Raw genomic sequence first — 12,136 nt, 5'->3', positions numbered from 1 at the left:
CGGAAAGGAGGGGGATGTATCGCGTCGAGGACCCCGTGTATTGGCGAAGGCGATATTTCTTAGACCCATCCATTTTTTGCAGGAGGGATACGTCATGTTTCTATCTCGCAGACAGTTCCTCAAGATCTCGGTGGGCAGCGTGGCGGCTGCTGCGATTGCGGACAAGGCCCTGGCTCTGACCGCACTCCAGCCCGTCATCGAAGTCGGCAACCCGCTAGGCGACTATCCCGATCGGTCTTGGGAACGCGTGTATCACGATCAGTACCGGTACGACAGCTCGTTTACGTGGGTTTGTTCGCCCAATGATACTCACGCCTGCCGTATTCGGGCCTTCGTCCGCAACGGTGTCGTCATGCGGGTGGAACAGAACTACGACCATCAGACCTACGAGGACCTCTACGGCAACCGCGGCACCTTCGCCCATAACCCTCGGATGTGCTTGAAGGGCTATACCTTCCACCGGCGGGTGTACGGCCCCTATCGGCTGAAAGGGCCCCTGATGCGCAAGGGGTGGAAGCAGTGGATGGACGACGGCTCCCCTGAACTGACGCCGGAGGTCAAGCGCAAGTACAAATTCGAGAGCCGCTATCTCGACGACATGATCCGCGTCTCGTGGGATACCGCTTTCACATATCTGTCGAAGGCGATGGTGGTTATCGCCACTCGCTATAGCGGCGAAGCGGGAGCGCGGCGGCTGCGCGAGCAGGGCTATCCGCCGGAGATGATCGAGATGATGAAGGGCGCGGGGGTCCGCTGCTTCAAGCATCGGGCGGGCATGCCAGTGCTGGGTATCCTGGGCAAGCATGGAAACACACGCTTCAACAACTGCGTGCTGCCGCTTTTGGATGCCTGGATCAGGAAGATCGGACCGAATCAGGCCCAGGGCGGCCGATACTGGAACAACTATACGTGGCACGGCGATCAGGACCCGTCGCAGCCCTGGTGGAACGGGACCCAGAACTGCGATGTCGATCTAAGCGACATGCGGTTCTCGAAACTCAATACGAGCTGGGGTAAGAATTTCGTCGAGAACAAAATGCCGGAAGCCCACTGGAAGCTGGAATCCATCGAGCGCGGCTGCCGGATCGTTGTCATTACGCCGGAGTACAACCCGACGGCGACCAGGGCCGATTACTGGATTCCGGTCAGGCCGGAAACGGACGGGGCGCTGTTCCTGGGTGCGAGCAAAATCATCCTCGACGAAAATATGCAGGACATCGACTTCATCAAGAGCCAGACGGACCTGCCCTTGCTGGTTCGGACGGATACATTGCAGTACCTCGATCCGCGGGATGTGATCGAAAACTATCAGTTCCCGGATTTCTCGAGTTCATACTCGGGGAGGATTCAGGGCTTGAAACCTCAATACATCGAGCGACTGGGCGGGTTCATGGTCTGGGACCTCAACAAGAACCAGGCGGTGCCCCTGCACCGGGAACAGGTTGGCTGGCACTACTTCCAGAGCGGCATCGACGCGGCGCTCACTGGCACCTACCGGGTGAAGCTGCTTAACGGCCGCGAAGTGGATGCCATCCCGATTTATCAACTCTACCTCATTCATCTGCAGGACTACGACCTGGATACCGTGCACCAAATCAACCGCGCGCCCAAAGACCTGATCGTCAGGTGGGCGAGGGACAGCGGCACGATCAAGCCGGCGGCGATCCACAACGGCGAAGGCGTCTGTCATTACTTCCACATGACGCAGATGGGCCGGGCAGCGGCCCTGGTGCTGACCCTCACGGGCAATATCGGGAAATTCGGGTCCGGCTGCCATACTTGGTCGGGCAACTACAAGGTCGGGATCTGGAACGCCACGCCCTGGTCCGGCACCGGTTCCGGTGTTCATCTCGGAGAGGATCCGTGGAATCTGAATCTGGACCCGGATGCGCACGGAAAAGAGATCAAATATCGAAAATATTACTACGGCGAGGAGCCCGGCTACTGGAACCATGGCGACACGGCCTTGATCGTCAACACGCCCAAGTACGGCCGCAAGGTCTTCACGGGTAAGACCCACATGCCCAGCCCCAGCAAACTCCGGTGGGTCGTCAACGTGAACATTCTGAACAATTCCAAGCACCACTACGACATGGTCAAGAACGTCGATCCCAATATCGAGTGCATCGTCACCCAGGATATTGAGATGACCTCCGACGTCAACCATGCCGACGTGGCCTTCGCCTGCAACTCCTGGATGGAGTTCACCTATCCGGAGATGACGGCCACGGTGAGCAACCCGTGGGTCCAGATCTGGAAAGGCGGCATCCGGCCGCTCTATGACACCAGGAACGATTTGGACACCTTTGCCAGCGTCGCGGCCAAATTGAGCGAGATTACCGGTGACGAGCGGATGAGACACGCGTTCCACTTCGTCTATATGAACCGCGTGGATGTCTATGCCCAACGGATGTTGGACGCCTCCAGCACCTTCTATGGCTACAACGCCGACGTGCTTTTGAAATCCGAGAAGGGCTGGATGGTGATGACGCGCACCTATCCGCGGCAGCCGCTGTGGGAGGAGGTCAACGAGAGCAAACCGCAGTGGACGCGGTCCGGTCGGCTGGAGACTTACCGGGTGGAGCCGGAGGCCATCGAGTACGGCGAGAACTTCGTCGTGCACCGCGAAGGCACCGAGGCCACGCCCTATCTGCCCAATGCCATCATGTCGTCCAACCCGTTCATCCGGCCGGACGACTACGGCATTCCGATCACCGCCCAGCACCACGACGACAAGCATGTCCGCAACCTGCGGCTGCCGTGGCAGGAGATCAAGCGGCATGCCAACCCGTTGTGGGAGAAGGGGTATCAGTTCTACTGCGTCACCCCCAAGACCCGGCATCGGGTGCACAGCCAGTGGTCGGTCAACGACTGGGTGCAGATGTACGAGTCGAACTTCGGCGATCCCTACCGTATGGACAAGCGGACGCCGGGGGTCGGGGAACACCAACTCAATATCAATCCAGCCGCAGCGAGAGACCGCGGCATTAACGACGGCGACTACGTGTACGTGGACGGCAACCCGGTGGACCGGCCCTATCGCGGCTGGAAGCCCTCGGATCCCTACTACAAGGTCGCCCGCTTGATGATCCGCTGTAAGTACAACCCGGCCTATCCGTATCACGTGACGATGGCGAAGCACGCGCCGTACGTGGCGACGGCGAAGTCGGTGAAGGGGCACGAGACGCGGCCGGACGGCCGGGCGATCGCGGTGGATACCGGCTATCAGTCGAACTTCCGCTACGGCGCCCAGCAGTCATTCACCCGGTCGTGGCTGATGCCGATGCACCAGACGGACAGCCTGCCGGGCAAGCACGCCAATGGCTTGAAGTTTAAGTGGGGATTTGAAATCGATCACCATGCGGTCAACACGACGCCGAAGGAGTGCCTCATCCGCATCACCAAGGCGGAGGACGGCGGCATCGGCGCACGAGGGCCGTGGGAGCCGGTGCGTACGGGCTTCACCCCGGGCCAGGAGAACGAGTTCATGATCAAGTGGCTCAAGGGCGAACATATCAAGATCAAAGTCTAACCATCCGGACGGCCGGGGTCCCTCGGGGCCTCAGCCTTCCCGTTGCCCGTTGTCCGTGACCCGTTGGGCCGGATAACGGGAAATGGATTACGGTACACGGAGGAATCATGCCGGAAGTCTATAACTGGCAACTGGGCCGCAAGATGCTCTATCCCTACGAGGAGCGGCATCCGAAGTGGCAGTTTGCCTTTGTGTTCAACATCAATCGCTGTCTGGCGTGCCAGACCTGCTCGATGGCGGACAAGAGCACCTGGCTGTTCAGCAAGGGGCAGGAGTACATGTGGTGGAACAACGTGGAGACCAAGCCCTACGGCGGGTATCCCCAGTTCTACGACGTGAAGATCACGCAACTGATCGAGCAGGTCAACCCGGGGGGCCAGGTGTGGAACGTGCGGGTGGGCCGCAAGCACCATGCGCCCTACGGGGTGTTCGAAGGGATGACGATCTTCGACGCCGGGGCCAAGGTGGGCCAGGCGGCCATCGGTTACATCCCGACGGACCAGGAGTGGCGGTTCGTCAACATCTATGAGGACACGGCCACCTCGATGCGGGCCATCGTGGAAGGCATCGACAAGTCGGGGTTCTCGCGGGACGAACCGTGGAAGCTGACCGGCAGCAGCCTGCCGGAGCATGAGACCTTCTTCTTCTACCTGCAGCGGATCTGCAACCACTGCACGTATCCGGGCTGTTTGGCGGCCTGCCCGCGCAAGGCCATCTACAAGCGGCCGGAGGACGGCATCGTGTTGATCGACCAGAACCGCTGCCGGGGCTACAAGAAGTGCGTGGAGCAGTGCCCCTACAAGAAGCCGATGTACCGGGGCACGACGCGGGTGAGTGAGAAGTGCATCGCCTGCTATCCGCGCATCGAGGGCAAGGACCCGCTGACGGGTGGCGAGCCGATGGAGACCCGCTGCATGGCGGCCTGCGTGGGCAAGATCCGCCTGCAGAGCCTGGTGCGCATCGGCGAGGACGGCCTGTGGGCGGAGGACCGCTGGCACCCCTTGTATTTCGCCATCCGCGTGGAGCAGGTGGCCCTGCCCCTGTACCCGCAGTGGGGCACCGAGCCCAACGGCTACTACATCCCGCCGCGGCACAGCCCGCGGGGCTACGCGCGGCAGATGTTCGGGCCAGGGGTGGACAACGCGATCGAGAAGTACCTGGTGCCGAGCCGGGAACTGTTGGCGGTGCTGCAACTGTGGCGGGCCAGCCAGCAGATCATCTTCCGCTACGACGTCATTCCGGGCCCGAAGGTGTTTGAGACCCAGATCCACGGCAAGCGGTTCGAGATGTACAACGACACCGTGCTGGGCTTCAACAAGTCGGGCAAGGAGGTCGTGCGGCAGCAGGTGGAGGAGCCGATCTACATCCGCCCGGCCGAGCGCGTGAACTGGCTGTAACCACGGCGCCAGGCTGCCTATTGAAGGGAGGGGCCGGCTAAGGCCCCTCCCATGCAACAGCAGAGAGCGATCGGCTTCGATCTTCGTCAGCAATTCATCAAGAGCTTCCTGCAAAGCCCGGTTGATCGGGTCCTGATCCGAGGCGGTAATCCAGCGTGCGAACGAGCCAACGGCCTGCGTTTCGATCACATAGGATGCAATGGTGGGGTTCTTGGCGGACGAGAGTGCGGCTTCCAATCGCAGAATGTAAAGGTATCGGTCGCGGGAACGCATGACAAGGGCCGCCTTCAGGGACAGGGTCACGTCGGCCGGCCCGGTCCCGACACTGCGGAAGCTGCGCCGCTTCTCGATGTAAGAAATCACCCCTTGCCGGAAATCCTGCCAGGTCCATTCCAACAGTCCAATCCCCGGCATATGGTCCGCGCCTTCCAGAGCGAATCCCGTGACATCGACCTTCATCGAGAGCGGAATCGGGTCGCTCGCAACGGTGTTAGGCTCCGGCGTCACGTGGATGGTATGGAGACAGCCGAAGAGGCTGAGCGAGAGCCAGGAGAAGAAGAGGAGGAGAATCACGCGCATCGGTGTGTCAGCCGGTCCGATCCGTCTAATCTGACGAGGCGGTCGGCTTCATGGCTGTTTGGACGGCGGGTTCATGATGTCCAGGTCGAGAAGTGCCCTGGCGGCCCGTTCTCGGTAAGGGCGCTCGCTTGATCCAGTATAGGTATCGACGACTCGCTGATAAGCCTTACGCGCCTGATCGTAACGCTGTTTGATGGCGAAGTATTGTCCAAGGGCCAGCCAATTCTGGGCGGCTGCTTCGTTCGCGGTCTTGACGAGCGCCCATTCGTGGTCCACCCGATTCATTCCCGCTTGCCGCGCTCGTCTCCGAATCGCCTCTCCTAGTTGACCCGCCAGTGTTTCAATCTCTTCGTTCTCGTGGATGGCGGCCTCAACGCGGTCGGCCTTCAAGTGAGTGTAAAACGCGTCCACGTGCGCTTTGATCTGGTCAATGCGCGCCTGATATGGGTCGTGCGCGCAACTGGAGAGGGTAAAACAGATGCTCAGCCACCAGGCGAAGGGGGATAAACGGGAATTTGCGCGTCTCATATAGAGGATCCCTTCGGCTCGTCGATCCCCTGGCCGCGGCGCGTTCGGCCGCGAGGGATGCGCTTGACGCATCCTACTCGATTCGCATGCTTAAAGGCGAGCATGCCTGGGCCGCTCCATGATCCATCTGGACCTTTTCTCTCCGTTCTGCTTTACTTCCCGGAGCATCGAAACGACTATGATCCATGAAACGAGTTCTCCTGTTCGGATCGGCCGGTGTGGCGTGGTGGTGGATCGTCCTGTCCATCGCATGGACGGTTCCGTCGCTTGCGGCTTCTCCGGTGCCCATCGATGTCGTGCTGGGAAATCTCGACGCGTTTCACCTTCGCAAGGTGACTGTGAAGGGTGCCGTACGGGAGTTCCACGCTCTTCCTCCCTATCTCGGACGCGCCGGCCCCGTCTACGATGCGTGTGTCTTCACGCTGGATGACGGCACCGGCGTCCTTCCTGTGCATGTGGCTCGCGGCTGCCCGCGTTCGGATTGGCCGGCGTTGAACGGCAAGGAGGGCGACGAGATACAGGCCACGCTGCTGGTGACGATCATCAAGGGGCGCGATCGATCGACATCTTACGCCCTCGCTGCGGAGATCAAACATCTCGGTCCTTGACCAACCGACGGGGTCGTGGGAGTTCTTCGAACGAAGGGACGCGGATCAAGGGGCCAGCACCGGCAGCACGACATGGACGTCGAGATAGGTCTCGGCGGCGTCCGCGGGAAAGGGCGGAAAGGGATGGGCATCGATGACCGCCAGCATGGCGGATTCGTCGATCCGTGGATCGTCAGAACTCCGTTCCAGGTGGATCAATTGGGCTTCGCCGTTGGCGAACAGCCGAAACCCAACCGCCGGATTGCGTCGCGTCCGTGACGGCGGTTGCGCGGACAGCCGCTTGCGCAGACTGCGGCCGATACGATCATTCACTCGTTTCCAGTATGCATGACCGCCGTTCAGCGGTGACGGGTGCAAGAGATCTTCTTCCTGTACGGCCTCGTCTGCAAGCGCGATCTGAGTCGCTGGCTCGCCGCGCAATCCCGCAGGGCGGCTGCGAGGTGGCACCGAGGCCGATTCGGAGGGCGGCTCGCCGGCGATGGGGGCGCTCAAGGTCACGTAGACCGTGTGTTTCCCCATGCGAAGCAATTCCGTTCCCTGTATGCGCGCGATCACGACAGACACGGGCATCGCTTTCGGCGCTGCGCTCATCGCGCCGGACGGAGCCGCCTCAACCTCCACGGTGGTCGACAAGACACCCTGCGGTCCGTCTGGTACGAGCGGATAGAGGCGTCGGGGAAAAGATGGACCTTCAACGAGAGCCACCAAGTTTTCCTGTCGCGCCTGTGCTTCACGGCTGACGCGCAGGAAAAGAGTCAAGCGGCTTCCCGCCGGGAGAGATCCTTGGGCGTCCGGAGCTTGGATCTCGATCCGCCAGTGTCGCGATGGGTGAGAGCTCTCGTCTTGCGCCCGCGCCGAGACAATCCAGAAAGAAACGAGGGCGCTCACCGCGAATCCGAGCGCAAGGATCCAGCGCCGATGTGGGAGAGGATCCAACCCGGGACCGCAGAATTGTCGATTTTCGAAAAGCAGCATCAAGGCATGGAGTCTGAACGAATCGCCGGTGAAGATCAAGCGGGGCGACGGGCCGCAAACCATTTCCTGCGTGATTTCCCCTTCGGGGTGCGGTAAAAAACAAGCTGGGGCGAAGCCGAAAGTGACACGACGGTTGCCGAATTTGAACGCGGGCGAGCCACGATCCGCTTCGACAGGGATGGCGCGTGGCTTGGCATTCATCTTCGCTATCGGAGCGGGAACCTGCTTGGCTGGATGCTCCGGACAATTGCCTGCGTCGGTCCCGGCCGTTGTGCAGAATACCGCCGTGGGGCAGCGCGCGAGCGAGGTTCCTTCTTCGCAGAAGTCGAAAAGCGAGGCGCCGGCGACGCCGGCGGTCATCGAAGCGGAAGAATTTCGGCTCCTCGACAGGGAAGGCAAGGTCCGCGGACTGTTGCGGGTCGATGACGCCGGTGCGTCCAGCCTGATTCTCTACGACAGCAAGGGGAAAGCCCGCGCGATCTTGCGCGTGCCTAAGGATGGCCCGTCGAGCCTGTCATTTCTCGACGAACACGGCAACGCCCCGACGACGAGGCATTCCTTACCTTAAAAAACAAGAAGCAGGCAAAGGGATGCGCGGACGGGGCGATGCTCGGCCCTGTCGTCAATCCTTTTTGAAATTCTTCCGATCAGTCCCAACACGAAGTGGGCTGGCCGGTGGTGTGCTCCCGCCGGGAAAGCATGTCGGCGGGGCGGGGATGGGGTGAAAAACGCTCCCCGCCGCGCGAGGAACCGGGTATCCCAGAAGGCGTTCAATCGCCCGGATGTACCGAGCGTCCTCGATCGTGGCAAAGCTCGTTGCGCGTCCGAGCACCTTCATCCGGCCCGTGCGCCCGATCCGGTGCACATAGTCTTCCGGCGTGCGGGGCAGGTCGTAATTGATGACATGACCGATGTGAGCCACATCCAGGCCGCGGGCCGCGATGTCAGTCGCCACCAGAATCCGATAGCGCCCGCGGCGGAATCCCTCCAATGCCAAGCGGCGTTGAGACAACCGCCGATCCCCATGCAGGACGGCCACCCGATGGCCGACTTGCTCCAGGATTTGCCCCAACCGGTCGGCGCGATGTTTGGTTCTGGTAAAGACCAAGACGGATTCGTCTTGGTCCTTGAGCAAGGCCAGGAGAAGCCGCGTCTTCTCCTCCGGCGCCGTATGGTGCAGCGTTTGCCTCACACCGGCCGCCGGGGTGGCCGACTTGGCGACCCTCACGAGTCCCGGAGTCCTCAGAGACATCCGTGCAAGGTCGTCCAGGTTGCCGGGCATCGTGGCGGAAAACAGCAGACTTTGCCGCTGCTCCGGCAACGCATCGAGAACCTGATTCAACTGCGGCGCAAATCCCATATCGAGCATTCGATCCGCTTCGTCCAGCACTACCATCTGGAGATGCGAGAGCTGGACGGTTCCGTTCCATAAGTGGTCCAACAGCCGACCCGTCGTCGCCACGAGAATATCGGGGAATTGACGCAAGCCGCGTACTTGGGCCTGCACGTCGCTGCTGCCGACGATGGGTGCGGCGAAGATGCGGCTGGACCGGCCGAGCCGATCTACGGTCGCCTGAATCTGAAAGGCCAGTTCCCTGGTCGGTGCCAAGATCAACCCGCGGGATGGCCCCTTCGGCCCGTCGGCCAACCGCGCAATCATCGGCACGACAAACGCGGCGGTCTTGCCTGTGCCGGTCTGCGCACAGCCAAGGACATCGCGGCCTTGCAGTGCCGGCGGGATGGCCCGCGCTTGGATCGGGGTCGGTTCGGTCATGCCCGCGCTGCGCAAGTCCCGCAACAGCGGGGTGGGCAACCCGAGGGCGTCAAAGGTGAGCGGAGCAGAAGGAAGCTGAGCGGAAGCGGACATATGAGATATCCCTTTTCTGGTTGGATCGCATAAGCACAGAATCAAAAAACGAGGAAAGCAGAACCGGGAAGGAGTCCGCTTCGGAGAGGATCTGAGCGCGATGCGATCACGGTCCAAATCTTCGTCGGTGTCATGAGCGCTGGACCGTTTCGGCCGTGACTGGACCTTACCCTACAGGAGAATCGCTCCCCTGCCAAATGCTTCCCAGTCCGGCCAGGCGGCGGCGACCAAGTCGGCCGAGCCTCTCGCCGTTGAAGGTGATGAGCCCGGCCACGGCGGCACCCACGACAAATGAACGAGCTGATCCTTGACACAGCTTCTCTAGAGGCCTAGCCTTGCCGTGGCGTAGGCTTTCACCACACCGGTCTGCTGCGGCGTTCTTCGACGAAGACTGGGCCAATGAAGCGTCGTTGACAGTCGGGCGACGGCACGAGATGCTCATGGGCGAACGGGAGAACCCCCGCTTCGAGGTGCAATGGCCGGTGTCCTTTTCCGGGCCGGGTGTAGCCGGAGGCGGATTGGTCTCCTGCCTGTCCATCAGCGGCTGCACCGTGGTCAGCGAGGAACCTGTGACGCCGGGGACGTTCCTTTCGTTGCACATCCATTTACCCGAGCAGTATGTGCCGCTCGCGATCGATGTGGCTGAAGTCCGCTGGGCGACGGATACGCAATTCGGCGTGGAGTTCAGAACCCTGCGCGCGCAGGAACAAGAGCGGCTGCGCCGTATCGTGGATGCACTCAAGCGATCCCATTAACAGCGGCGCGTCGGGTTAGGTGAGGACCGGTTAGGGAGGAGAAGCCCGGGGGCGTCTTCTCAGGTTTCAGCGAGGCGGTCGACGGATTGTGGAATTGTGGAACTGAACATGGTTGAGGGACGAGTTTCGCCAGGAAAGGAAGTCGCCACGTTGGCTGGAGGGTGTTTTTGGTGTCTGGAAGCAGTGTACGACCAACTGCAAGGCGTCGAGTTGGTCGAGTCGGGCTACATCGGAGGCAGCGTCCCGAACCCGACCTACGAAGCGGTGTGCACGGGCCGCACCGGGCATGCCGAGGCGGTGCGGATTACGTTTGACCCCCAGGTCGTGTCGTATCGCGACCTGCTCGAGATCTTCTTCGCCATCCACGATCCGACCACTCTCAACCGCCAAGGCAACGATATCGGGACGCAATACCGGTCCGCGATCTTTTACCACTCTCCCCATCAGAAGGCGATCGCAGAAGAAGTGATCGCAACGCTGACCAAAGAGAAGGTGTTCGATCGTCCCATCGTCACCGAGGTCGTGCCGGCTTCAACCTTTTATGCGGCGGAGCCCTACCATCAGAAGTATTTCGTCCGCAACCCCTTCCAAGGTTATTGTCAGTACGTTATCGGGCCGAAGGTCGCCAAATTCCGCAAACGGTTCGCCGCCAAACTGAAGAGCTGATCCATCACGCGAGGGGCCTCACGCGCCACGCTGCGCGTCCTGAGCCCTGTCCCTTCGGCCGTCTACCGGGCGAACAGTTCGACCAGGCTGTCCTTGAGATCGCTCAGTAAGTCGGGCTTCTGAAACACCTGCTGCGGTGCGAGAATGATTTCCGCTTGCGGGGGACAGAATGGAAATTCCAGTTTGGTCTTGCCCTGCACCCGAGCGTGGATCGCACCGTCCGGCTGGCGGTGCAGAACCACGAGAGGATCGCGTCGTTCGATCACGCATGAGCGGTCGTAGCCGGCCTGTCGATACGGAACAGGGTCCGCGAGCATCACCCTGTGTCGCCCGTTTGCGAACACGGTGTCGCCTTCGCGGATGGGACCTTCCGGCGCGATCGAGTAGAGGATAAGGGGCACGATGAGCATGATCGCGACAGCCAGGCCAATCGACCACATCGGCGGCCAAGATCGGTCCGTCTGTGGGCTTTGATCCGGGGGGCTCATGGACCAGCAAGCTTGCCACATCCGCCCGAGGTTCCGCCAGGTCTGTCGAAGACGCGGGAGGGACTGGACTTTCTCCGAGTGAGAGAGGTACATTTTCGCCCGCCGGGCCTTGTGGCGGCCCGAGCGGGCGCGGTCTTGCGCCTCTGTTCTCCGGCATTGGGTGATCGGTCAGCTTGACGAAAGGAGGAGTGCATGGCCAGAAAGGGAAATGGACAATTGCTCATCGCGGCGGCCGTGATCGGATGGTTGTCCGTCGGGACCGCCTTCGCTGATGAACTCAAAGTCGAAAATCTCCCTGTCGATCCGAAGGCCTACCGGACGCAGGTCGATCAAATCATCCGCAAGGTGGACGGCCTTATCGACAAGCTTAAAGACAAAGGATTCTCGCCGTCGCTGCTGGATCTCATGCAGACCCGCGACAACATCGTGCGCGAAATTTATAAAGTCGAAAATGCGCCTGATGGGGCCAAGTGGTTGTCCAACGAAGCGCGCGCGAGCGTCGATGCGATGCTGCGTCTGCTCAAAGAACAGTACGAAAAGGCTTCTGGCTGAATTTCATCGCTCGGCGTTCTGCCGAGCTTGTCGCAGGTTCCCGTAAAACCGTCAGGGCGTAGGCGTATAGGCGGGGACAGGATGTCTCCGGCGTCTGCGCCCTGTGTTCTTTTTTCTTCGCTCCCCCGGGCTAGCGTCCTAATCTGCTTTCCGGGACAACATCGGGACGTGGTATTCCAAACGCGAGGT

The 12,136-nt window shown here is 61.1% G+C and carries 11 protein-coding genes; 7 read left to right on the top strand and 4 right to left on the bottom strand.

What is annotated here, in order from left to right:
- Window positions 1–94 precede the first annotated feature (94 nt).
- Together ACWHTU_RS14905 and ACWHTU_RS14900 are read left to right on the top strand one after the other, a co-directional pair.
- The gene (locus tag ACWHTU_RS14905) at window positions 95–3,532 is read left to right on the top strand and encodes a molybdopterin-dependent oxidoreductase (protein ID WP_447860174.1); all 3,438 of its coding nucleotides are present in this window, start codon (window positions 95–97) and stop codon (window positions 3,530–3,532) included.
- Between the two features lie 107 nt (window positions 3,533–3,639).
- Complete coding sequence (locus tag ACWHTU_RS14900) at window positions 3,640–4,929, top strand: 4Fe-4S dicluster domain-containing protein (RefSeq protein ID WP_447860173.1); 1,290 nt, start codon at window positions 3,640–3,642, stop codon at window positions 4,927–4,929.
- A gap of 627 nt (window positions 4,930–5,556) precedes the next feature.
- On the opposite strand, the gene ACWHTU_RS14895 is transcribed toward ACWHTU_RS14900, so the two are convergent.
- Window positions 5,557–6,036, bottom strand: coding sequence for a hypothetical protein (locus tag ACWHTU_RS14895; protein ID WP_447860172.1), 480 nt, complete (start codon window positions 6,034–6,036; stop codon window positions 5,557–5,559).
- Window positions 6,037–6,221: 185 nt separating this feature from the next.
- Here ACWHTU_RS14895 and ACWHTU_RS14890 point away from each other — a divergent pair, with 185 nt between their 5' ends.
- Window positions 6,222–6,644: a hypothetical protein gene (locus ACWHTU_RS14890; RefSeq protein WP_447860171.1), complete on the top strand. Its 423-nt coding sequence runs from the start codon at window positions 6,222–6,224 to the stop codon at window positions 6,642–6,644.
- A 45-nt stretch (window positions 6,645–6,689) separates the two neighbouring features.
- Here ACWHTU_RS14890 and ACWHTU_RS14885 read toward each other — a convergent pair whose 3' ends face one another.
- Window positions 6,690–7,277 carry a TonB C-terminal domain-containing protein gene (locus ACWHTU_RS14885; protein WP_447860170.1) on the bottom strand — a complete coding sequence of 196 codons (588 nt, stop codon included), beginning with the start codon at window positions 7,275–7,277 and terminating at the stop codon, window positions 6,690–6,692.
- 532 nt (window positions 7,278–7,809) lie between these two features.
- On the opposite strand from ACWHTU_RS14885, the gene ACWHTU_RS14880 reads away from it, so the two are divergent.
- Entirely contained in the window at window positions 7,810–8,187 is a 378-nt protein-coding gene (locus tag ACWHTU_RS14880) for a hypothetical protein (RefSeq protein ID WP_447860169.1), read from the top strand.
- 54 nt (window positions 8,188–8,241) lie between these two features.
- On the opposite strand, the gene ACWHTU_RS14875 is transcribed toward ACWHTU_RS14880, so the two are convergent.
- Entirely contained in the window at window positions 8,242–9,486 is a 1,245-nt protein-coding gene (locus ACWHTU_RS14875) for a DEAD/DEAH box helicase (protein ID WP_447860168.1), read from the bottom strand.
- Window positions 9,487–9,896: 410 nt separating this feature from the next.
- On the opposite strand from ACWHTU_RS14875, the gene ACWHTU_RS14870 reads away from it, so the two are divergent.
- Window positions 9,897–10,241: a PilZ domain-containing protein gene (locus ACWHTU_RS14870; protein ID WP_447860167.1), complete on the top strand. Its 345-nt coding sequence runs from the start codon at window positions 9,897–9,899 to the stop codon at window positions 10,239–10,241.
- 108 nt (window positions 10,242–10,349) lie between these two features.
- Entirely contained in the window at window positions 10,350–10,907 is a 558-nt protein-coding gene (gene msrA, locus ACWHTU_RS14865; protein ID WP_447860166.1) for a peptide-methionine (S)-S-oxide reductase MsrA, read from the top strand.
- 62 nt (window positions 10,908–10,969) lie between these two features.
- On the opposite strand, the gene ACWHTU_RS14860 is transcribed toward msrA, so the two are convergent.
- Complete coding sequence (locus tag ACWHTU_RS14860) at window positions 10,970–11,347, bottom strand: hypothetical protein (RefSeq protein WP_447860165.1); 378 nt, start codon at window positions 11,345–11,347, stop codon at window positions 10,970–10,972.
- 240 nt (window positions 11,348–11,587) lie between these two features.
- On the opposite strand from ACWHTU_RS14860, the gene ACWHTU_RS14855 reads away from it, so the two are divergent.
- Window positions 11,588–11,947, top strand: a complete 360-nt coding sequence (locus ACWHTU_RS14855; protein WP_447860164.1) for a hypothetical protein — start codon at window positions 11,588–11,590, stop codon at window positions 11,945–11,947.
- Window positions 11,948–12,136 lie beyond the last annotated feature (189 nt).

This window comes from Nitrospira calida (assembly GCF_976986435.1).
Note: the sequence above shows the minus strand (reverse complement) of the source record. Positions and strands in the feature narration are given on the sequence as shown.

What these genes read in the sequence shown, in the direction of transcription:
- ACWHTU_RS14900 (WP_447860173.1), top strand. Translation starts at nt 3,640, where the DNA reads ATGCCGGAAGTCTATAACTGGCAACTGGGCCGCAAGATGCTCTATCCC.
- ACWHTU_RS14905 (WP_447860174.1), top strand. Translation starts at nt 95, where the DNA reads ATGTTTCTATCTCGCAGACAGTTCCTCAAGATCTCGGTGGGCAGCGTG.
- ACWHTU_RS14860 (WP_447860165.1), bottom strand. Translation starts at nt 11,347, where the DNA reads ATGTGGTCGATTGGCCTGGCTGTCGCGATCATGCTCATCGTGCCCCTT.
- msrA (WP_447860166.1), top strand. Translation starts at nt 10,350, where the DNA reads ATGGTTGAGGGACGAGTTTCGCCAGGAAAGGAAGTCGCCACGTTGGCT.
- ACWHTU_RS14875 (WP_447860168.1), bottom strand. Translation starts at nt 9,486, where the DNA reads ATGTCCGCTTCCGCTCAGCTTCCTTCTGCTCCGCTCACCTTTGACGCC.
- ACWHTU_RS14895 (WP_447860172.1), bottom strand. Translation starts at nt 6,036, where the DNA reads ATGAGACGCGCAAATTCCCGTTTATCCCCCTTCGCCTGGTGGCTGAGC.
- ACWHTU_RS14890 (WP_447860171.1), top strand. Translation starts at nt 6,222, where the DNA reads ATGAAACGAGTTCTCCTGTTCGGATCGGCCGGTGTGGCGTGGTGGTGG.
- ACWHTU_RS14855 (WP_447860164.1), top strand. Translation starts at nt 11,588, where the DNA reads ATGGCCAGAAAGGGAAATGGACAATTGCTCATCGCGGCGGCCGTGATC.